At 25.6% G+C, this 24239-nt stretch carries 20 protein-coding genes; 16 read left to right on the top strand and 4 right to left on the bottom strand.

Features of this window, described 5'->3' with window-relative positions; genetic code table 11:
• Positions 1-463: 463 nt before the first annotated feature.
• Together thiL and QZ288_RS06980 are read right to left on the bottom strand one after the other, a co-directional pair.
• Entirely contained in the window at positions 464-1441 is a 978-nt protein-coding gene (gene thiL, locus QZ288_RS06985; protein ID WP_295156903.1) for a thiamine-phosphate kinase, read from the bottom strand.
• Positions 1442-1617: 176 nt separating this feature from the next.
• Entirely contained in the window at positions 1618-3063 is a 1446-nt protein-coding gene (locus tag QZ288_RS06980; RefSeq protein WP_295156900.1) for an MATE family efflux transporter, read from the bottom strand.
• Between the two features lie 198 nt (positions 3064-3261).
• On the opposite strand from QZ288_RS06980, the gene QZ288_RS06975 reads away from it, so the two are divergent.
• From QZ288_RS06975 to QZ288_RS06965, 3 genes are all read left to right on the top strand, one after another.
• Positions 3262-3849 (top strand): CarD family transcriptional regulator, encoded by a 588-nt coding sequence (locus tag QZ288_RS06975; protein ID WP_295156897.1) that lies wholly within the window; start codon positions 3262-3264, stop codon positions 3847-3849.
• 71 nt (positions 3850-3920) lie between these two features.
• Positions 3921-4919, top strand: a complete 999-nt coding sequence (locus tag QZ288_RS06970; protein WP_295156894.1) for a PIN domain-containing protein — start codon at positions 3921-3923, stop codon at positions 4917-4919.
• Between the two features lie 18 nt (positions 4920-4937).
• Positions 4938-5567 carry a cyclase family protein gene (locus QZ288_RS06965; RefSeq protein ID WP_295156891.1) on the top strand — a complete coding sequence of 210 codons (630 nt, stop codon included), beginning with the start codon at positions 4938-4940 and terminating at the stop codon, positions 5565-5567.
• A gap of 71 nt (positions 5568-5638) precedes the next feature.
• Here the strand turns inward: QZ288_RS06965 and QZ288_RS06960 are convergent, their stop codons facing one another.
• Entirely contained in the window at positions 5639-6286 is a 648-nt protein-coding gene (locus QZ288_RS06960) for a hypothetical protein (RefSeq protein ID WP_295156888.1), read from the bottom strand.
• Positions 6287-6629: 343 nt separating this feature from the next.
• Between QZ288_RS06960 and QZ288_RS06955 the strand changes: the two genes are divergently transcribed.
• The 11 genes from QZ288_RS06955 to QZ288_RS06905 all read left to right on the top strand — a co-directional run bounded on the left by QZ288_RS06955 (position 6630) and on the right by QZ288_RS06905 (position 21010).
• Entirely contained in the window at positions 6630-7610 is a 981-nt protein-coding gene (locus QZ288_RS06955) for a TIGR01212 family radical SAM protein (RefSeq protein ID WP_295156885.1), read from the top strand.
• Positions 7611-7693: 83 nt separating this feature from the next.
• Positions 7694-8869 carry a dicarboxylate/amino acid:cation symporter gene (locus QZ288_RS06950; protein ID WP_295156883.1) on the top strand — a complete coding sequence of 392 codons (1176 nt, stop codon included), beginning with the start codon at positions 7694-7696 and terminating at the stop codon, positions 8867-8869.
• A 68-nt stretch (positions 8870-8937) separates the two neighbouring features.
• Complete coding sequence (locus tag QZ288_RS06945; protein ID WP_295156880.1) at positions 8938-9351, top strand: hypothetical protein; 414 nt, start codon at positions 8938-8940, stop codon at positions 9349-9351.
• Between the two features lie 45 nt (positions 9352-9396).
• Positions 9397-12171: a TreP protein gene (locus QZ288_RS06940; protein WP_295156877.1), complete on the top strand. Its 2775-nt coding sequence runs from the start codon at positions 9397-9399 to the stop codon at positions 12169-12171.
• 137 nt (positions 12172-12308) lie between these two features.
• The gene (locus tag QZ288_RS06935; protein WP_295156874.1) at positions 12309-15329 is read left to right on the top strand and encodes a hypothetical protein; all 3021 of its coding nucleotides are present in this window, start codon (positions 12309-12311) and stop codon (positions 15327-15329) included.
• A 92-nt stretch (positions 15330-15421) separates the two neighbouring features.
• Positions 15422-16582, top strand: coding sequence for an iron-containing alcohol dehydrogenase (locus QZ288_RS06930; protein ID WP_295156871.1), 1161 nt, complete (start codon positions 15422-15424; stop codon positions 16580-16582).
• A 251-nt stretch (positions 16583-16833) separates the two neighbouring features.
• Positions 16834-17628 carry a hypothetical protein gene (locus QZ288_RS06925; RefSeq protein ID WP_295156868.1) on the top strand — a complete coding sequence of 265 codons (795 nt, stop codon included), beginning with the start codon at positions 16834-16836 and terminating at the stop codon, positions 17626-17628.
• Positions 17625-19220 carry a hypothetical protein gene (locus QZ288_RS06920; protein WP_295156865.1) on the top strand — a complete coding sequence of 532 codons (1596 nt, stop codon included), beginning with the start codon at positions 17625-17627 and terminating at the stop codon, positions 19218-19220. The genes QZ288_RS06925 and QZ288_RS06920 overlap by 4 nt, the downstream gene beginning before the upstream one ends.
• Positions 19221-19242: 22 nt before the next feature.
• The gene (locus QZ288_RS06915) at positions 19243-20418 is read left to right on the top strand and encodes a hypothetical protein (protein ID WP_295156862.1); all 1176 of its coding nucleotides are present in this window, start codon (positions 19243-19245) and stop codon (positions 20416-20418) included.
• Between the two features lie 63 nt (positions 20419-20481).
• Positions 20482-20748, top strand: coding sequence for a type II toxin-antitoxin system RelB/DinJ family antitoxin (locus QZ288_RS06910; protein WP_295156859.1), 267 nt, complete (start codon positions 20482-20484; stop codon positions 20746-20748).
• Positions 20741-21010: a Txe/YoeB family addiction module toxin gene (locus QZ288_RS06905; RefSeq protein ID WP_295156857.1), complete on the top strand. Its 270-nt coding sequence runs from the start codon at positions 20741-20743 to the stop codon at positions 21008-21010. The genes QZ288_RS06910 and QZ288_RS06905 overlap by 8 nt, the downstream gene beginning before the upstream one ends.
• 62 nt (positions 21011-21072) lie before the next feature.
• Here QZ288_RS06905 and QZ288_RS06900 read toward each other — a convergent pair whose 3' ends face one another.
• Complete coding sequence (locus tag QZ288_RS06900) at positions 21073-21258, bottom strand: hypothetical protein (RefSeq protein WP_300717621.1); 186 nt, start codon at positions 21256-21258, stop codon at positions 21073-21075.
• A gap of 226 nt (positions 21259-21484) precedes the next feature.
• On the opposite strand from QZ288_RS06900, the gene QZ288_RS06895 reads away from it, so the two are divergent.
• Positions 21485-22768 carry an adenylosuccinate synthase gene (locus tag QZ288_RS06895; RefSeq protein ID WP_295156854.1) on the top strand — a complete coding sequence of 428 codons (1284 nt, stop codon included), beginning with the start codon at positions 21485-21487 and terminating at the stop codon, positions 22766-22768.
• A gap of 166 nt (positions 22769-22934) precedes the next feature.
• Positions 22935-24176 carry a phage capsid protein gene (locus QZ288_RS06890; protein ID WP_295156851.1) on the top strand — a complete coding sequence of 414 codons (1242 nt, stop codon included), beginning with the start codon at positions 22935-22937 and terminating at the stop codon, positions 24174-24176.
• Positions 24177-24239: the final 63 nt, after the last annotated feature.

The raw sequence follows: 24239 nt of genomic DNA, 5'->3' as shown, positions 1-24239 counted from the left end.
AAAAGCAATTTATTATATATATTAATTATAAACATAAATCATACTAATATTATTCAATCAAGTAACTTTATACAGAAAAATATGATACAAAACTAAACATTAAACGAGCAGCTTATAACTTAAATTATAAAAATTATGAGCGTCTGACATTCGTAAGAATGGCAGAGTATCAAAGCTCATAATTTTTATTAGCAATAATAGAAAGTTTATAGCTAGCAACAATAAAATAAATAAAAAACTTGTGAGTGCCTGACATTCTTTAGAATGGCAGGGATTATTGACGAACAAGTTTTTTATTAGTAAATAAAGCGATAAACGAGCAGCTTATAACTGACGAAGGAAGTTATAAGTTAATTTAAAGCGAGTTTATCGATAACAATAAACATAAACGAGCAGCTAATAACTTTAGTTATTAACTAATTTAAAGCGAGTTTATAGCTAGCAACAATAATAAATTATTATTTTAATAATGTATAAATCCTAATGAATTAAAATATATTTCTTTATTATTTGAATCTAAAAATTTTATATATGTATTTGAATATTCTTTAACTTTTCCTATCTTTATTAAATTATTTTCTTCAGGTATATTATTTTGAGTTGTGAAAATAATAGCATAATCTTCTCCGCCTGTAAGAATGGATTTTAGTATTTCTTCATTATTGTTAGTACTATTTGAATTGTTAGTATTATCTGATTTAAAAAACCTATTTACTAAATTCCAATTAGAAGATTTGTATATTTCTATAGTTTTATAAGATTCTTTAGCAATATGATATGCATCCTGTAAAAGTCCGTCGCTTATATCTATAGAAGAGTTTATTTCATATTTATTTAATATTTCATTCCATTTATCAAAAAAAATTTTTGGTCTTAAATGGGACTGTATGCTTTTATCATTATAATCATAATTCCCTGATAAAAGTTTTTTAAGTCCTAAATCACTCTCGCCTGCAAATCCTATAATATAAACATTATCATCAATCTTTGCATTGCTTCTTAATACTGCTTTATTTTTTTCTATTGTACCTATTAATGTTATAGAAATAAAAAAATAATCATTTGAAGAAGTTGTATCTCCTCCTGATATTTCTATATTATAAGGCTTGCATGCATCTAAAAACCCCCTGTACCATTCTAATATATTTTTATCATTTATTTTTTTGGGTATTGATAAAGATATGAATACATTTTTAGGATAAGCACCTTTACATATAATATCGCTTATATTTACCTGAGCAGATTTATATCCTACATCATAAAAGGAATAATATTTTAAAGAGAAATGTATATTTTCAACAAGTATATCAGATGTTACCAGTATATCTTTATCATTGCTTATATTTTTTATAACAGCACAGTCATCGCCTATATTTATATTATCAGTATTATTATTTTTAGTTAATTCTTTTATTTTTTCTATAAGTTTGAATTCATGCATTTTTATTAATTCCGATTAATTTTTAATAATTATAACATATAGAATTAATCTTTTAAATATTTTTATTATAGTTATAAAATAAAAGACATACATTTTTATAAATGCATGTCTTTTTTAATAATATATTATTTATTGAATTAAGAATATACTATTTATTAAAATTAATAATATATTTACTATATATTGATATAAAGAGGCTCTGAATTATTTTGTTTATTATCATTTTCTTTGCTTTTTTCTTCTTTACTTTTTTTACTTTCTTTGTTTTTTTCTTGCTTTAATGCTTCTCTTTTCATTTTTCTATAAATATATATGTACATAATTGCCGCTATTAAAACAGTAACTATATCGGCTATAGGCTGAGCCCATATAATACCATTTACTCCGAATAATTTTGTACCTATGAGTATAGTAGGGACAAATGCTATACCTTGTCTGCTTATAGAAAGTATTAGAGAAGGAATAGGTTTTCCTAATGCTTGGAATGTAGACATAAATATAAATTGAAATCCTATAATAGGAGCTATTAAATAACTAGCTACCAAAAATTTAATTCCATAATCAATTACTTCTTCATTATTGATAAATACTGCTACAGCAAGCCTTCCAAATATTAAAGATAATCCTAAAAGTAAAAATCCTATTGCTGCACTTACAATGCATGATATTTTTATGGCGGCATTCATTCTTTTATAATTTTTTGAAGCGAAATTATACCCTACAAAAGGCTGAAGTCCTTGAGAAAGTCCTATAAATACTAATATTACTAAAGTGAATATTCTTTGAGCAACACCTAATCCTGCAACTGCATTATCGCCATATACTGCAGTTAAATTATTAATAAGTATATTTGAAGCACTCATAAGTATATTATTAATAGAAACAGGTATTCCTATAGCAAATATATTAAAAGTATAATCTCTATGCAAAGAAAAATCTTTAAAATGTATTGATAGAAAAGATTTTTTTCTTAATATATGATGTATATAATAAATAGAAGAGCATGCATTTCCTATTATAGTAGCAAGAGCAGCACCAGCAACACCCATATTCATATAAAGAATCATTATAGGGTCTAGTATAATATTAATAATAGTACCCATCATCATACCTATCATAGCTTCTTTTGAAGAACCTTCAGCTCTTACAATCTGTCCCATAGCCATTTGATTAACTACAAAAGGAGCACCGAATGCTACTATCATTAAATAATCTTTAGAAAATTGATATGTATTTTGACTTGCACCTGAAATTTTTAATATATTATTCATAAATACCAAGTACACAGCCATAGAAATAAATCCGACTATTATACTTGCATAAAAAGAAAATGAAGATATTTTTTTCACACTTTCATAATCTTTAGAGCCTAATTTTCTTGATATATAAGAGCCTCCTCCTATTCCAAATATATTACCGAAAGCCATAAGAAGCAGATATATAGGCATACACAAAGATACAGCTGCTACTTGATTAGGGTCACCTGTCTGCCCTACAAAAAAAGTATCTACCATATTATAGAAAACATTTACTAACATTCCAAGTATTGTAGGAAGTGCCAGTGTAATCAGAGCTTTTGATACAGGGTAATTTTCAAATAAATCTATTTTTTTATCTGTCATTTAACAATTCCTCCTTTAAAAATAAAAATAATAATACATAGTATACTATATAATTTAAAATATAGCAAGCTATATAATTGTTTATGATACTGTAACTAAATACTTGATTTTTTATATTTTTAACCTTATAATAGACTGAGGTATATTATTATATTTTTTAGAATAAACAATTAACTATATTATTTAAGAAAGGCTAATATGTATAAATTGAATACTTATGTTGTATATCCTATGTATGGTATATGTAAGGTTATAGGAATATCAGATAACAAAGTTAATTCTAATTTAGTAGAATGTTATGTTTTAGAATGTAAAAGTGAAAATATTACATTAAAAGTACCTATAAGCAGAGTTAAAGAATACCGCATACGAAAAATAATATCTAAGGCAGAAGCTGATAATTTTTTGAATATATTACAAACAAAACCTCAGGATATAGAGAATAATTGGAAAATAAGATATCAGGAAAATGAAGAGAAGCTTAGAAGCGGAGATATTAAAGATACAATAGAAGTTGCAAGAAGTTTATTTACTAGAAACAAATTAAAAGAGCTTTCTGCAAGCGAAAAACGTTTATATGAAAAAGCTTATATGTTTATAGTTAATGAAATTAGTATAGCATTAAAAAAAGATAAAGATGAAATTGAAGATATAGTATCAAATGCTTTAGAGAAATCTGCTAAAAAATTCAAAACCAAGCCTTTGGAAAAAGAGAAGATTATCAAAGAAAAAAAAGATACTCCCAAAAATACCAAAAAAAAGAAAAAAGATACTTCTAAAGAATAATTATAGATAATAGTTTATGCTTAGTTTATTCCAATAAAAATAAAATATCTATATAAAATTAAGGAGAAATTATGTGGAGAGCTGCATATTTTATACTATCTTGTATAGTACTTACTGCAGATTATTTTATACTAAAACATTTTAATTATAAAACATTAACTGTATTTGTAATCAGTTCTGTATTTATATTTTTATTTGAATTCTTATTCATAAGAAAAAAATCTTCAAAAACAGCATTAACTTTTTTTATATCATTTTTTTTAACATTGATAACAGTTCTTTTAACTATAAGCACTATCGATGCTGTAGGAATATCACTGCCTTCAAATGAAAGACTGATTATTCTTTTTGCAGAAGGCTATTTAATTTTTGCTATTGTTATAGCATTTACGCCAAACATATCAAATATGCTGAAACTTACCAAGCCTGATAAGATAAAAACATCTAAAATATTAGATACTTCTGTTATAGTTGATGGGAGAATATATGATATAGCTGAAAAGAAATTTTTTGACGGACTTCTTATACTGCCTGAATTTGTTATTAAGGAAGTTCAATTTTTAAGCGATTCAAGAGATCCGCAGAAAAGAATAAGAGGAAGAAGGGCTTTAGAGATATTAAATAAAATGAAATCATCTAAAAATATACTTCTTTCAATAACAGATGTAGATTTTCCTAATATAAAAGAAGTAGATTTAAAACTTATTGAGCTTGCCAAAAAAATGGATGCTAAAGTTATTACTAATGATTTTAACTTAATGAAAGTGGCATCTATACATGAGGTTGATATATTAAATATCAATGATCTTGCTAATTGTCTTCATGTAGTCGTTTTGCCAGGTGAAACTATAAATATAGATTTGATAAGAGAAGGTAAAGATAAACAGGCTTTAGGATATTTAGAAGACGGCACTATGATAGTAGTTGATAATGCCAGACATTTGATAGGAAAAAATGTTGAAATAGAAATAGACAATGTTCTTCCTAAAGAGGCTGGAATGGTGATATTTGCTTCTCTAAGCAGTACTAAATCTAATAATAAAAAAAGATATGATAATTCAAATAAATAATTTTAAAGGAGTATATATATGATAATAGATTTATCTGCAAGTATATATGATAAAATACCGTCTTATCCGGGAAACCCTGAAGTTATGATAAAACATACAAATGACAGAAAAAACTCAGGATTTTATGTAACAAACATTTCTATGAGTGTTCATACAGCAACTCATGTCGATACGCCTATGCATTGCATTGAAGGAAAACCAACAGCAGAAAATATAGACTTATCTCACTATATAGGAAATGCCTACTGTATAGATATTCCTTCAAATAAAGGCGATGCTATTAAGCTTCCGTCTGATTTTGATTTTAATAAAATTAAAGGAAATGATATATTAATATTTAGAACGGGCTGGGAAAGTAAAATGGGTACAGATGAATATTTTGATTTATGGCCCTATATAGATAAAGAATTGGCGGAAAAATTAGCAGAACTAAAAATAAAAACTGTGGGGCTTGATACTCCGTCTGTTGATTCATTAGAAACAAATAATTTAACACATAAAATTTTATTCTCTAATAATATATGCATTATAGAATCTTTGGTAAATTTAGAAAAATTAAAAAATAGAAGTTTCTTTTTTAGTGCAGCACCTTTAAAAATCAGAGATGGAGAAGGTTCTCCTGTTAGAGCTTATGCTGTTATAGAATGACTTTAAATAAAAAACCATACTGAAAAAATTCGGTATGGTTCTTTTATAATCTTTTTTATTATACGGTTTTATTAGAATCTTATTCCTATCTGCCCTCCTATATCAAGTCCTCCGAAAGAAGTTTTAGGAACAATATCTTTATAATCCATAAGCGGAAAATCATAAGACATATAGATACCTAAAGTAACATTGTATAATAATAGGAAGTCTAAATTTAGTTTAAGATACGGTATCAGTAAATTATCAAATTTGCTGCGTAAATTTGCAAAATTATATTTCTCAACATTTTCACCTCCGTTTTTTTCTTTAGAATAGCTTGTGCCTCCTAGAGGAAATTTAACGCCTGCTCCTAAACCTATAGAAAGAAATAATACATCTATTTTAGGCATTAAACCTAAACTTAAGCTGTCGAATGTCAAATTGCCATTATTTAAATTTGATTCGCTGCGGTATGCAAATACATCTCTTTGATATCCTAAATCTAATGCAATACCAAGTGATAATACATTTAAATCAAAATAATAATTAGGTCTTAAATATACTCCGAATTCAAATCCTGCATCAGGTTTTAATACCTTGCTTTCTTTGCCGTCTTCGTAGAAAAAACCTATGCCGGCACCTAAAGGCACTGTCAAATCAACGCCAAAACCGCTTTTTGCCATAAGGCTTGTGCTTGCGGTTGTTATAAACAGCATTACTGCTAATATAATTTTTTTCATATTCACTCCTATTTTTTTATAAAATTAATTTATATAAAATACAAAAAAATCATATTTTGTAAAATATATAAAAACTTTGTAGGCTGTATTATATTTGATGAATTATATATGATTTCTAATTGTTTTTCAACTTTAAGATTATTAAAACATTATAACTATAAATAGAATATGTAATTATCTAATTTTCTTTTAATAATGTAATGCTGTAAAAGTCATACTTAAATTTTAAAATCTATTACAGCTCCTATTTTTTTGTTAATAATATCTGTAAACTTCATTTATAATGAATAATACCTATTTTTTTGGTTTTAAAAAATTTATTTTCTGATATACTGATATTAGTATGCAAAACAAAAACAATATAAAAAATGATAAAAACTATTATTCATTTTCTGATTATGTGAAAAATAAATTCCAAGCAAAGGTAGGTAAAATATCCATAGATACGAATTTCGGCTGTGCACATAAAATCAATGAAGGAGGATGCCGATTCTGTAATTTAAATAGCTATAAACCTCCTTATATTGCAAAAGAAGATATAAATAATCAATGGATAAACGGTGTTAAAAATTATAGAGGCAGATACCAAAAATTCTATGCATATTTTCAGCTTGGAACACCATTATCATCATTAGCCTCCAAAGAATCATTAAAGTATGCTTATAATTTAGTACATTTTAATGACTGCGTAGGGCTTATGTTCGGAGCAAGAAGCGATATGCTTGAAGATGATGTATTAAAAAAACTTAATGATTTATCTGAATCATCAGGCAAAGAAATTTGGCTTGAAATGGGGCTTCAGTCTTCAAATGATGAAACTTCAAAGTTTATTAATAGAGGACATAATTATAATTCTTTTGCTGAAATGGTAAATCATATAAAAAACAATTATAATAATATCATAATATGTACGCATATAATATTCGGACTGCCTAAAAAAATTAATAATAACAGCATAGAATTAGAAAGCAGAGATGATATGATGAAAACAGTTAAAGATGCATCATCATTAAAAATTGATGCCGTAAAATTTCATCAGCTTGATATAGTAAAAGATTCTTATTTTGAAAGCATATACAAAAAATATGATTTTCCTGTTTTAGATGAAGATTTTTATATAGAATTAATGACAGATGCTGTTTCTTTTACACGCTCCGATATTATAATATCCCGTTTAATGGGAGATAGTTTGGGAGATAGTTTAATAGCTCCTAAATGGAAAAAATCAAAAAGCGAAATAATAAATCTTATAACAAAAAAAATGAAGGAAAAAAATATAGTTCAGGGTATAAATTTTATGCATAATACTTTTTTATCTTCATAGTATTTAAAAATAAAAATATAATTTGCAAACATATATAAATTGAATATACTATTTTTTATATATAAAAATTTAAGGATAATTTTATGAAAAATATAGAAAATAAAAAAGATTATTTATTAATAAAACTGCTGTTAGGCATAGCTATAGGAGTTGTAATAGGCATATTATCAAATGCTGCTGTGATTAATGTTGTGCAGTCTATAAAGTATGTACTTAATCAGGTAATATCATTTATGGTGCCTTTAATAGTATTAGGATTTATAGCTCCTGCCATTACCAGAATGGGAAATAAAGCAAATAAAATGCTTGGCGTTATGCTTGCACTTGCATATCTTTCTTCTGTGGGTGCTGCTTTGTTTTCAGTTATTGCAGGATATGCTATTATACCGAATTTGAATATAGCTTCAAATGTTGCAGGAGGAAAAGCACTTCCTGAAATGATATTTAAATTAGATATTAATCCGCTATTTCCTGTAATAACAGCATTATTTTTAGCTATATGCGGAGGAGTTGCTATAGTTAAAACTAAATCTCAGTATTTTGAAAATTTATTAGATGAGCTTAATAATATAATTTTATTTTTAGTAAATAATATAGTAGTACCGATACTTCCTTTTTATATAGGCTCTACTTTTGCTACTTTATCTTATGAAGGAACTATAATTAAAAGTATTCCTATATTTTTAATCATCATAATAATAACAATAGCAGGACATTTTATATGGCTTACGGTTTTATACACTATAGCGGGAATTATATCAAAGAAAAACCCTATAAGAGTATTAAAGCATTACGGACCTGCCTACTTTACCGCTGTAGGAACTATGTCATCAGCCGCCACCTTGCCTGTAGCTTTAAAATGTGCAGGCAAATCTGATGCTTTGGATAAAGATATTGTAGACTTTGCTATACCTATGGGAGCGACTATACATTTATGCGGTTCAGTATTAACAGAAACTTTTTTTGTTATGACTATATCTAAAATATTATATGGGCATATTCCTCCTATAGGCACTATGATTTTATTTATTATACTTCTAGGCATATTTGCTGTAGGTGCTCCGGGAGTGCCCGGCGGAACTGTAGTTGCATCTTTGGGTATAATAATTTCAGTTTTGGGATTTAACAATGACGGAACTGCTTTGATACTTGCTATATTTGCATTACAGGACAGTTTCGGAACTGCATGCAATGTTACAGGAGACGGGGCTTTGGCTTTAATGCTTCAGGGTATTTTTAAAAAAGATAAAACTAGTTAAAAAATATTTATATATAAAAGTCAGTCTTAATTTAGTATTTAATTCTAAATTTATTGGAATATTAGTATATGAATAAAAAAATATATGAATTAATGTTTTTTATATTAGGAATATTTTTATTATTATCAGGAATAATAGGATTTATTTATCTTTTTAAGACTTCAAAAAATTATAAGCATACCGTATGCATAGTTGAAAAGTATAATAGAAAAAAAGTATATAAATATAGAAAGTTAAGATATGAAAATACGATGCTGATAAGCTATGAAACTGATAAATACGGAAAGCTGTATACAACTTTAAAAAGCTATTATCCTTTTAGAAAAAAAGGAGATAAAATAGCTTTATGGTATGAGCCTGATAAGCCTAGAAATATAAAACTTCCTTTTTCTGAAATATGTATTTATATTTTACTGACAGCTTTGGGACTAATATCTTTATATGCAGGAATTATAATAATTAAAAATAAAGCTGATATATAAGCTTGCAAAAAAGATGAATTATAATATACTAAACATCGCTTATTTATGAAAAAGTTTTTTATTTTTTTATGTATAATAAATATTTTTTGCGTCAGGCTTTATCCTCAAGTTTTCAAGCCGTTTAGAAAGCTATATACTATACAAACGAAAAAATTTGAAATTATATTTCCTATAGAGTCAAGGAGAACTGCAGAGAATCTTGCAAAAACTGCTGATAATATATACGAAAAATATTCTAAAATTTTAAATAGCACTGTAAGAGGAAAAATAGCAATAACTATAACTCCTGATTTTAATTTATTTAATTCAGCTGCTATGATACTCCCTTATTCAAGTTTAATACTTTATGATACAAATTTAGATGAGAACTTTACCAGCTACAGTAATAATTTTGAATCAGTATTTATACATGAACTCACTCATTTGCTTTCAATGACTTCAGAAAATACAGGACTTTCTACTAAGATATTAGGCAATTGGGCATCATTTGTGCATATTAATGCTATGCCTTTTATGATTGAAGGAGCTCCTGTGAGTATGGAAAGTTTTACAGGTTTCGGCAGGGCTAATGATCCTTTAGTAAAACAGAGATTAAGACAGGATATGTTTGAAGGAAATTTCAGAACTCCTATTCAAGTTTCCTATGTTTGGACTAAAATGCCTTATGGAAATGTTTATTATGAATATGGAGGCTTATTTTCAAAATATCTTCAGGAAAGATTCGGAATGGAAAAGTATAATGAGTTTTGGAATAGAATGCATACTAAACTTCATTTTTCTTTTTTGGTTTATAATTCAGGAGTTTACGGAGCTTTTAAAAAGGTATACGGCATTAAGTTTAATGAAGTATGGTATGACTTTCAAAGCTCTCTCGCATTAGAAAATATTAATCCAAGCGAAAATATGAAAGTAAATGATAAGGAAACTTTTATTAATGATATTTATTCTTATGATGATACAGTTTATTATATAGACGGAGATATCGGAGCATTATACTCATATAAAAAAGAAAGAAATAATCAGGATAATAAAAAAGATTTGAAATTGGAATTTTTAATAGACAGAGGATCTGAAAGTTTGGATATATCAAAAGACGGAAAAAATGCTCTGATAGTTTCTGTAATGTACAGCGGAGGACTTTATAAATATATCATTAAAGAATATGATTTAAATAAAAAAATAAGAACAAAAAGAAAATGGTTTGATTTGCAGTATGCAAGATATTTCAAAGAAGGCATAATAGGCGTATCAAAAGATTTGCATAATTCTATTTTAGTATATATAAATGAAAATAATGAAAAAGAAATTTTACTTCCTGCTAATGATAATTTCGGATACAGTTCGCCTGCTGTTATTGATGATAATAATATAGCATTGATAATTACAGAAAACGGAATAAAGCATTTGGCAGTATTTAATTATAATAATAAATCTATTAAATATATCGATACTAAAGATAATACTCTTAATTATGTAAGATATTTAAGGCATTCAAATAATAAACTTCTATTTTCTTATAATAATGATGACAGATATTATAAACTTGGAGAAATAGATTTAAATAATAATAGTATGAAGCTTTATACTAAAGATTATTCAGGCGGTGTATTTTCTGCTGTTTATGCAGGAGAAGATATTTATTATAAGGGAAGATTTTCAGAGTATGACAGTATTATGAGATATACTGATAAAGAATCCATATCAAAAAAAATTGAATATACTGATAAAGAAATAAATAAATATGAGTTTAATCCCGAAATGGAGCTTGGAAATTATAATGCTTTTAAATATTTAAAGCCTTGGGCTATGTGGATTCCTCTGCCTCAGATTAATAATACATTTCCTTTAATTATTAATGGGCTTGGAATATTATCTTATATATCTACTCCTGCATTAAATAATTTAGCTTCAATTTGGATAGGATATGATATACCTTCTAATTTTCTTCAAACCGAGCTTACTGTTACATCTTTTAATTTTCTTTATCCTTTATATTTCGGATTTAAAAGCGATGTGGTATATTCTTCTTATAACTATTGGAGATTAAACTCTTATATTGCTATGCAGTTTATCCTTAATACTGAAAGCGATAAGCTTTATTTTTTACTTGAACCTTCAGTTATAGGAGCTTTATTTTCAGAATTTGTTAATCCTAAAACCAATACTTCATCAGCATTTAATTGGAAATATTCTTCATATACTTTCAATGTTTCTTTAAAAGCTTCAATGATTTTCAGAGTTCAAAATGATAAGCCTTATAGAGATGATTTAGTAAATATTACAGTTTATCCTACATATTCAATTAAATATAATAAATTTGCAGTAGATTTCAGCACTAAGTTTCAGACAAGATATATTCCTATAAGGGCAAGTTTTTACGGTTCTTATGCATTCGGTACAAATACCGCATTTGACGGAGCTTCTGCAGTATTTGGGGCAAGAGAAGTAAAGGCACCTGAAGAATTTTATGCTTATGTGCAAAACAAAAAATATAAGTCAAATTATTTTTTAGGAGGAGATATTGAGCTTTTAGGTTATTTGAGTTCTCATTTTAATTTAAGCCATATATATTTTGATAATTTCTTTGCATCTTTATCATATAGATATGCATACTTCTCTAAAGATTATATGCATTCTGCAGCATTGAAATTAGGTTTTAATGCAAGTATTCCTGTTTCAGGACATCAAAATATTGTAACAGGAGAGCCTTATATAATGTTTGCTTTAAATCTGCCTAAAAAAATAGATGATAATACATTAAAAAATTATCCGTCATTAAATGATATTTATGTAGGACTAGGTGTTCAAATGTCTTGGTAATTTTTTAATAATTAATAATAAAAAAATAGTATTTTTGATAAATAAATATATTTAAATAAATTATTTTTTATATATAATTAATTATATTATATATTCTAAATTAATGATATATGAATTATTATAATTTTATCAATAATATGAAAGCAGATTCAGGACTTTCCTTTCTTAAAAAACTTAATTTTGAAACTTTAGAATATAATGATGAATATTTTTATGACTGCATTAAAAAAATAAAAGATAATAAAGAGTTAAATATAAGATATAATGATACTGCTATAATTCAAATACTAATAGATTCCTATATAGATGAATATGCTTATAATGGAGATGATGAAAGTTTTGAAAATGTTATAGCGGGAATTAATTCTATACTTATAAAAAACAGCGGTAATTTATATGCTAGAAACAAAGCTGCTTTTTTATACTATACAAAATATATTTATAATTTTGATAATATTTATTATGATTTGGCATTAGATCATATAAATAAAATAATACATCATAATAATGAGATAAGTTATTTTATTTTAGCAATACTTTATCATTTTAAATATATTAATACTAAAGACAATGAATATTTTAATAAATCTTTAGAATGCTATAAACAAGTATTAACTTTAATAAAAAATGATATTAATTTAAGCTATAATATTTTTTCATTATATAAATACAAATATTCTAATGCTGAAAAAGAAAAATATTTTGATATTGCAGCTGAAGCATATTTGAATATTTTAGATTTTGATAATGATAATATTTTTGCATTATACTATACAGCTAAATTATATAAGGATAAATTTTTATTTACTAAAAATTCTGATTATTATTTGCTTGCTGTAAATTATTATATAGAATTATATTATGTAAATGATGATATCAATACATTAATTAATGTTGCTTTTTTGCATGCAATTATGTTTAAATACAGCAAATATATATATTTCTATGATGATGCCGTTTCAATATTAGAAAATATAGAAAACTGCAGTAATTATTATAATATTTTAGGATATACTTATGCTGTAAAATATGATTTAACAAAAGATATAGAAGATTTTATTTTAGCTATGAATTATTATGATAAAGCTAAAGATACAGATAATAATGCATATTATTTTATGGCTCATCTATATATATTATGCTATAAAAATACTTTAGATGATTTGTATTTTAATGCAGCTATTTCTTCATTCAATCATTTAGATTTAAATGAATGCGATATATTAAACTCAATTGCCTACTTGTATGAAGTTAAATTTAATATAACTAAAAACAAAGAAGATTTTGACAATGCTATGCTTTTTTATAATAAGGCAATTAACATTGACAGCAGTTATTTTTATACTTATATTAACAGATTTGAGTTATACCGATTGGCATTTAATTATTTTAATGATTCAAATTATTTTACATTATCATTAAATGATTATGAAACTTTATTAAATGACGGAGTATTAGATTCTGACTATATTTTAAAATATTATGCTGATTATAATATGGGATATTTTTATTATTATTTATATTTTGAAAGTTTAAAAGATAATTTTGAAATATCTAATTATAATTTAAGAGATGATTTTTTTACTAAATCATTATTATTTTTCAGCCGTTCAAATTCTTTTATTGCCGTAAGCGAACTTTACAGATTAAAATATATAGAAGATCATAATACAAATAAATATTTTGATTTATCATTAAAATATATAGATAAGCATTTTAAAAATTTCAAATATGATATGAAAACTTTATCTCAGAAAGCTATACTTTATTATGAAAAATATAAAATAAAAAAAGATATAAAAGATTATAATACGGCTTTGGATAATTTTAATTATGCATTAGAAATCAATCAGTATGATAAAACATTATATTATAATTCGGCACTTCTTTATCATTTAAGAATAATTGAAAGCAGATTTGAAGATTATAAATTAGCTGAAAGCAATTATCTTGAGGCTATTAATATTGATAATATGTATTATTCTGCTATAGAAAATTTGGGATTTTTATATTATATAGTTTACGGAGTTTATAATGTTAATGGAATATTTAATAATTCTCATTCCTGCTTTGAAGCTATACTATATAATAATGAAAATTCATTAACAGCATTAGAAGGGCTTGGAGATTTATATATTTTAAAAATATCTAATAATGATTTAGACAGAGAAACAAAATACCAATATATTATAAAATGCATAGAATATTATGATAAGGCTGTAAATTATGGTATAGGCATCAATTCTATTTATAAAAAATTAAGCTCTGTTTATTATATGCTATTTACTGAATATGATGATAAGGCTTCTATAAACGATTATATTGATAAGTATACTTCCCTTTTAACAGATAATAAGGTATTAGCAAATAAGTATTTATTTATATTAAATAATGTTATGTATGATATTTATAAAAATAATAAATATCTTATAAAAGCAGGAAAATACTTAAATAATTTTAGCAATGATATACTTTCTATAAAGCTATGCATAGATTATTTTCAGTATTTATTTAAAATTACTAAAAAAATAAAATATGCATTATTTACTTTATTTTATTTGGAATATATTTCAGGTATAGAAAATAACAATATAGATTATTATTTTAATATGGGAAATTTATATTATAGTATATTTTTAAAAACTAATAATTATGAGTATATAATTCATTCATTTCATTGCTACAGCAGAGTTTTGGATATTAATAATAATTATCCTAAATGCAATTATAATAAAGCTTTAATATTAAAACATTTATTTGAAAAAACTTTGAAAATTGATTATATAGAAAATGCATTTCATAATTTGTATAAATCTGTAAAACTCGGCAATATTAAAGCATATTCATTGATTGGGGATATATATTTACTTTTGTATAAAAAACAAAAACAAGATGATGAGTATCTTGACAAAGCTATATATAATTATAATTTGTCTATAGATAATAAATATTATGGTAAAAATGATTATGAAGTATATTTCAGCATTGGAATTTGTTATTATTTTAAATATAAGAAAAACAGAGAAGTAAATGAATATTATAATAATTCTTTAGAATATTATAAAAAGGCATTAGCCGTTAATAAAAAAAATATAAAAATAAAAAGATTTATAAAGTATCTTCAAATAATAAAAAAATTTCCTTATTCTTCATCTTAAATAAAAACAGCATAATAATACTATCAATTTGATTTAAATATAATATAAAGATATAATAGTAAACATAATATATTTATATAATGGGGGATAATATGAATTTCAATTTTTATATGCCTAGTAAATTAATATTCGGATGCGGCTCATTAAATAAACTGCATAAGCAGAAATTACCCGGCAAAAAAGCATTAATAGTTACAGGCGGAACTTCTATAAAAAAGTACGGATATTTAAAAAGATTAGAAGAAGAGCTCGATAAAGCTAATATAAGTTACTGCTTATTTGATAAAATTCTTCCTAATCCTATTAAAGAACATGTAATGGAAGGTGCAGCTTTATCAAAAAAAGAAAACTGCGATTTTATAATAGGTATAGGAGGCGGCAGCAGTATTGACTCTTCAAAATCTATTGCTATTATGGCTTCTAATGAAGGCGATTATTGGGATTATATATTCGGAGGCACAGGCAAAGGCAAGAGCATACCGAATGATCCTCTTCCTATAGTTGCTGTAACTACTACTGCAGGAACAGGAACAGAGGCAGATCCTTGGACTGTAATAACTAATGGAAAAGAAAAAATAGGCTTCGGATATGAAAAAACTTATCCCTATCTTTCTATAGTTGATCCTGAACTTATGAAAACAGTGCCCCCTCTGCTTACAGCTTATCAAGGTTTTGATGCTTTGTTTCATAGTACAGAAGGATATATAAATAAAATAGCAAGTGAAATGAGCGATTTATTTGCATTAAAGTCAATAGAACTTATAGGAAAAAGTTTGCCGAATGCCGTAAAAGACGGAAATAATATGAAGGCAAGAGAAGATGTTGCTATGGCTAATACCTTATCAGGAATAGTTGAAAGTATTTCAAGCTGCACAGCCGAACATTCTATTGAACATTCTTTAAGTGCTTATTATCCTAAACTTGAACATGGTGCAGGGCTTATTATAATCAGTAAAGAATATTATACTATTATTGCTGCTTCTAATGTATGCAATGAAAAAATGATAAATATGGCAAAGGCTTTAGGCAGAAAAGATGCTGATAAACCTACAGATTTTGTAGAGGCTTTGACAGATTTACAAAAAGCATGCAATGTTCATAATTTAAAGCTTTCAGATTACGGCATAAAAAAAGAAGAACTGCCTGATATAGCTAAAAATGCAAGATTTGCTATGGGCGGATTATTTCAATGCGATCCTCATAATTTTACAGATGAAGAAGTATTAAATATATTAGAAAAATCATATAAATAAAAATCACTTTTATAATAGTGCTGTAATTTTTATAAAAATGCAGTGCTATTATAATATTTTTAAATCATACCAATACTAAAAACATTAATGCAAAATAAAAAATATATTCTTAATTTTTATTATTTTTTCAAATCTCAGTAATTTAAAATTTTTATATTTCTAGTATTTAAATATATAAGCATAAAATATGCAGTCCTTATAATATCTTATATTTTTTATTATATATGTATATTATTTAAGGAGCATTTTTTATGTCATTTGATTTTAAGCTTATAGTAAGAGATAAATATTCTGAAGAGATATTTGATATTATAAATACCGCAGAGAATATAAAATCTGATGATATAAAAACTGATTATAAGGTATCTGACGGAAACAGATATTATTCTATAAAAACAGGTATAGGAAATATTTCGAGCGGAAGATCATTTAATATAGGAATTCCAATTTATGAGTATAGAAATGATTTAGGTTCTTGGGTAAAAATTGAAGAGCAATATACAAAATATACAAGTATGATTTTATCCAGTAATATTAAAAGATATTTTATAAGAACTATATTTGAAAATGAAATTTATGAGGCAGAATATATTATTAAATCTGTAGGCGGATATAATATTAAATATATAAATAATTTAGGCATTATAGATATTTCGCTTGAGGCATTGGATAAAGTATTTTTAAGACAGAAAGAAGAAGAATATGAATTAATAATTTCAGAAGAATATAAACAGGATATAAATTATAAATCTTTAAGTTTAGTGCCTGTTCCCTTAAGTTTTAATTTGGAGTTTATAGTTATAGGAGGAGAGCTGAAATTTCTATTTGCAAACAGACAGAATTTCGCAGTAGAATGCTCTGCTGAATTAAGAAACGGAGTTTATAATATAGATTTTGACGGAGAGAAATTAAATATAAATTCTGTTGCTTATAATTATAAGGGGATTCAGCCAGAACTCAATGTAGGAAATAATATACTTTATTTAGAAAGCAATCAAACCTGCATTAAGGCTTCTATAAGATATAAAAGAGGTATTCTAATATGATAAATAAAATGCCTTATCATTTTTTAAGAAATAAAATATACAAACTTCCTCCTGCACCTTATACTAAATTTGAGGAGTTTGCTAATTATATAAAGATTAATGATAATATATATACTGAGAATGCTTATAATACATATTTAAGTTATGAGTTTAAAGTTAATAAAAGAGGCGGAGATGTAAGTAAAGTAAGTTTCAGCACTCCTTCAAATTATTTTAATATTAATGACAGAGTTGAATATTATCTTAACGGCAGAAAAAGATTTGCAGGATATATAGAGAGTATAGATAATGCAGGGCTTAATTTAAGTATTATTCCTATATGGGGAAAACTTCTTCATCAGTATATACAAGGCAATTTAATATTAGAGCATACTAAAGGGGCATTGGATATAGTTTTATCATTAAAAGAAAAAATTGAAGAGATGGGAATAATATTTGATGAAGAAAATATAAAGCTTAATAATGATAAAAACATAACAATATCATTCAGCGGAAAAAATATTTCTGATATACTTGATGAGGTTGAAAAAAATATGTCTGATACTTGGTGCTGGGGAGTAGATTTTGATAATAATTTTTATTTTAAAGAGTTTTCAGATATGCCAAGCAAAAAATTAAATTGGCATAATAATGATTTTTCAGAAAGCTATTATGAAGAAGATTCTGCTGATTTGGTAAGCCGATATATTATAAAGATGAAAGACAGCATTACTGATGATGAAGGAAATGAAAAAGAAGTATACAGAACTCTTCCTAAAATAGTAGGAGCAGATAAACTCTATCCTCAAATACCTTTAGAAAAAGAAATAGGAATAAAGACAGATATATTTGAAATAGAATATAAATTAGAAAATTATGATTTAGCATACAATTATGCATATCAGTTTTTGACAAATCAAACAAAGAAAGAAATTATTAAAATAAAAAGCCTTAATCATAAAAATTATGATTTGAATATTAATGAATGTATAGAATGCATATTAAAACCTGTTAATAATTTTTATCAGATTATAGATTTTAATGATTTCACAGAAACAGAAAGCAGATTAAATAAAATTTATTCTTCAGACATTATAAATATTGATGAGCAAATAGAGTATAAAAAATATCCTAATTATAAACAGCAATATTCTGTAGCACTTTCGGATATAGATAAATACTATAAGCAAATTTGCAGTCAAAGTTATAATATCAATAAAATAGTTATATTTTTTTCTGACGGTATTCAAGATAATAAGGATAAACAAACAAAATCATCAAATATTTCAGCTGTATTTCAAATTGAAGATAAAGAACATTCACAAAGAAAATATTTTACTAATGGTTTCGGAGTATTTGATGTAAGGGGATATGATAAAAGAGATATTATAATAACTTCTGAGAGAGGCAATATACTTTATGAAAAGTTTATATGTTTTTTTGATGCTGCTTCAAGAAGTATTGATATGAATATAAGAACCATTGATTATAAATTTAAAAATAATGCTCTTAATATAGATTTGGAATTATCAAAGATGAATGTAAATCTTATTAATTATTTATATAATCAGGAAGAAAAAAGAAAGAATCTTGAGAAAGTTCTAAACGGATAATTATACAAATAGGTTTATAAATATGACTAATAATTTTTTAAAAGATACATATAAAAATATTGAAAATACAAATAAAGAACTTATAAATACAGAAAATATTATAAAAAAAATAAACTCGGCATACGAATCTTCTTCATTTTTTAAAGGCTCAAAAGAAATATTTGATTCTTTAACATCATCGGCAGAAGAAACTAAAACAGCAGTAGATAATACTTCAGATTCTCTTAATTCTCTTGATAAGAATATAAAAGATATTGATGTAAAAAATTTTACTAATGATATAAAGAGTTCTCTTTCATCTATATTAAGTATATATAAAGATTTAAGTTCGGTATTTTCTATTTTTTTTGATGATGATTTAACTTTTTATGATAAAAAAATAGAAACGGCAAAAAATAAACTTAAAGAGTTTGATGATTATAAAAGAGAGTTAAAAGAAAATAAAAAAACAGAAGATGATGAATATTATGAAAATTATTTAGCTAGGCTTGATGAAGAATTAGAATTAGCAATCAATAATAATGATGTTATGAGTGAAGAAGCTATAAGAATAAAGCAGGAGGAGTTAAAGAAAAAACAGGACAAAGAAAAAGAAGATTTACAAAAAGAAAAAGATATACAAAATCAAAGAAAATTATTAGAAAGAGAATTAGCACAGGCTGAATATGATAAGGCTTATGCAAAATGGGATAATAATGTAAAACTTGCTGAAATGGAAAAATCTAAAGCAATAGCTGATGCTTTTTTAATACCTTCTCTCACTATAGCTCAGTCAGCTTTAGGAACTGCCACTTCATTTGCTCAGGGAGGACTTGCAGGATTTGCGGCCGGACTTATAGTATCAGCTGCTGCAGTATCTTCTGCAATTTCTGCCGCTTCAGGAGTAGTATCATCTGCAAAAGCATTGGATAATATAAAATCGAATCCTCCTAAGGCTCCTCAGTTTGCATTCGGAAGTGCAGGATATATTATTCCAGACGGAGGTTCTGCTATAGTAGGAGAAATGGGTGCAGAAATAGTGACAAATAAATCAGGAAAAATCTCAGTTCAAAGTAATGCACAGCTTCAAGAACAAAGTTTTTCTAAAGGAGATATTTGGAATATTACTATAAATGTAGAGCAGGCTTTGAATCCTGATGAAGTTTATAGGCTTATGAACAGCTATAAAGCTAGAAACAGTCAAATGTACACAAGATAAAATAAAATTATGGTATTCAAATTTATTTAATATGAATTATAATAATTTTAAGGAGATTTTTATATGCCGAAAATTATTATGCAAATAGAAATTGATGATGAGTTAAAAAAAAATGCTGATGAGCTTTTTAATGAATTAGGTTTGGATACTAATACTGCTATTAATATATTTTTAAAAAAATCTATAAGTAATCAGTCAATTCCTTTTAGAATCAAAAGAAATAAAAAATATAATTTTTATAATAAAAAAAATATTGATTTATTAAAAAGCAGATATAACAATTTAAAAAAAGGAGATGGTATTGAAGTTAAGGAATTAATTGATGAATAAAAAAATAGTATTTGAAAAAGATGCTTTTGATGAATATATTTATTGGCAAAAAAATGATAGAAAAATTTTGCATAAAATAAATGAATTAATAAAAGATATACAAAGAAATGGTGCTTTACAAGGTATAGGAAAACCAGAAAGATTAAAAGGAGATTTATCAAATTTATATTCGAGAAGAATTAATAAAGAACATAGATTAGTGTATTTTATAGAAAATGATTCAATATTTATAACAGCTTGTAAAACTCATTATTATGAATAATTGACTTTTTTAATAATTACCTTAAAGGTGCTTTCGATATACTCACCTTTATATCATCTAATTTATTCATTTCTGTATTTTTTAAGTGAAGTACTTTTCTTATATATTCTGCAGCTGCTTCCTTTGAGAAAATATGCATCTTCATCTTTATTATCTTTTTCAATGGCTTCATCGCATAGCTTTATTGCTTCTTCAAAATATTTTCCTTCTATTAGATTTTTTATTTTTGTTCTTAATTTTTCAGTCATAAAATAATCCAAAATATTTTTTATTTATTATAAAGCATTATAGAAATATTAAAAACAATATATTAATAGTAAAACATTATTATAAATAGAAATTTCTAATCAAATTTACTTGAAATTATAAAAAAATATTAATATAATATCCCCTATGTGTTTTTGATATATCAAAATGTATAGTGTTAAAAAATTATATCTGTTTTTTAATTAAAAAACAGAATAAGGAGTTAAAATGGCTTCAATAATTATTGTAGGTACTCAATGGGGTGATGAAGGCAAAGGAAAGATAGTTGATTATCTTGCTGATAAATGCGAATATATTGTCCGTTCTCATGGCGGAAGCAATGCAGGTCATACTGTTATGGTAAATAATGTTAAATATAAATTAAGACTTCTTCCTTCTGGAATACTTCATAAAGATAAAATTTGTGTTATAGGAAACGGGGTTGTAATTGAACCTAAAGTTTTTTTAAGCGAAATTGATGATCTTATGAAAAAGAATGTAAATATATCAAACCTTAAAATCTCAGACAGAGCCCATATAATTATGCCTTATCATAAAATATTAGATGAGATGCAGGAAGCTGATTTAGGAGAAAATAAACTCGGCACTACTAAAAACGGAATAGGTCCCTGCTATATGGATAAAGCCAGCCGTTTGGGTATAAGAATATGCGATATTATAAATAAAGAAACATTCAAAAAAAAATTAAAGTTTAATGTTGAGCTTAAAAATAAACTTCTTAAAAAACTTTATAATCATGAAGGCGTTGATTATGATAATCTTTTAAAAGAATATTTAGAATATGCCGATAGATTAAAGCCCTATATTGCAGATACATCTATTATATTAAATAAAGCCGTTAAAGAAAATAAAAATATACTTTTTGAGGGTGCTCAGGCTACTATGCTTGATTTGGATTATGGAACCTACCCTTTTGTAACCTCATCTAACCCTTCAGCAGGAGGAGCTTGTACAGGTTCTGGAATTGGTCCTAGCAAAATCGATAATGTTATAGGAGTTGTTAAGGCTTATTCTACAAGAGTTGGAGAAGGTCCTTTTCCTTCAGAGCTTTTTGATGATGTCGGACAGTTTATAAGAGATAAAGGAGGAGAATACGGCACTGTTACAGGAAGGGCAAGAAGATGCGGCTGGCTTGATGCATGCGTTGTAAAATATGCTTCTTATGTAAACGGGCTTGATTCCATAGCTTTAACAAGACTTGATATATTAGATGAATTAGATAAATTAAAAATATGCATTGCCTATAAATATGAAGGCAAGATATTGGAAGGATATCCTGCTGATTTGGAAATACTTTCAAAAGCTGAGCCTGTATATGAAGAATTTGACGGCTGGAAAACAAGCATAAAAGATATAAGAGAATATGATAAACTCCCAGAAAATGCAAAAAAATATTTAAAAAGATTAAGCGAAATAATTGAAACAGATATATCTATTGTATCAGTTGGAGCTGAAAGGGAAGAGACTATAATAGTTAAAGATATTTTTTAATTATTTATTTTCTGATTATTATAATTATTAAAGCCTGTATTTATTATATATGAATGCAGGTTTTTTATTTTTATAAATTAATTATATTAAATATATTTAACTTATAATAGCTTATATTTTTTATTATATATTAATAAATAAAATTATTAATTAAGGATTTATATTTATGAAAGATAATAAAGTTCAATTAAAGCAGTCAAAAATAGAAAAAATTATAGAAGAATATGACAATAAATTAAAATATAAAAACAAAGAGATAGAAAGATTAAATGATGAGTTAAATAGAGCAGCAACAAGCAGTTATAATTCAGGCATTCCAAATACAATATACAATAGAGGAGATGAAAGCGATGATTTTTCATTTCCTCATAAATGGGCATTAACTTGCAAAAGAATGGAGAGCTCTATTTATCTTGAGCCTATACTGCAGTTTTACAGAGGAGTTTTTAATTCTTTTAACTATTTTTTAGAAAAGCCGAAAGAATGCGAAAATAATGAAAAGATAAATAATGCATATAATTTTTTTATAAGCCAATTTGAAAGAGCAGGAGGACTTAAAAATTTAATAGTTAATGTTTCTTATAATGCTTTAGTTTACGGATTTTGTTTTTTCACTCCTAAATTAGAAGTTCTGTCTGCTAAATCTTACGGATTCAAAGGAAGGATTGACGGACTTAGGGGATTTAAATATTATGATCCTTCTTCAATATATAAATTTAATTTTTACGAAGATGATGCTGATGAAATAAAAAGTATAGGCATAATAAAAAGCCGTAAAGAATTTTTTAAAGACTATTATAATTATGATGAAGCATATATTACAGATATAAATTTTGATTTGGCAATAGCAGGATATGCAAGTTATGGAAGTATTGAAGGCGATATTATAGGAAAGCCTTTTTTATACAGTGCATATTCTCTTTGGCAGATTTTAGAGTCTATGGATAATAGTTTTAACCGTAATTTAAAAAATATAGGAGAGCATAGTTTTAATTTTATAGCTAATACAGAACTTAATGACAGCAAAAGAAAAGAAGCAGAAAGAGAAATAAGAAATTTTATAAATAACGGCGGAGGAATTTTTATTTCAAAATACGGCAGGATTGAAAAAATAGAAAGTATTGATGCTGATGAATGGTATAATTTTAGAGATAGTATGCTTTCAGCACTATTTAAAAATAAGGGGGTAGATATTAAAGCACTTGGTTTAAATAAAGGATCTACCAAATCTTTAGCAGAACTTACTCAGGATAATGCACTTCTTACAGCAAGCGATATAGTGTCAGGTATAATAAATTATATAAATAACAGCTTCATTAAAAGATATTTTGATTTAAATTTTAAAAGTTTAAGGCTTTCAGGCGAATGCGATTATTTTAGGATTACGCATTCTGTATCAGAGAAGTAATTTATAATTTGGGGCTGTCCTAGATAACTAAAAAAGCTCCTTTTTTGCTAAATTATATATAAT

Source organism: uncultured Brachyspira sp., from assembly GCF_910578695.1.
Lineage (GTDB): Bacteria > Spirochaetota > Brachyspiria > Brachyspirales > Brachyspiraceae > Brachyspira.
The sequence above is the reverse complement of the archived record's forward strand: the minus strand, read 5'-3'. Positions and strand labels throughout refer to the sequence as shown.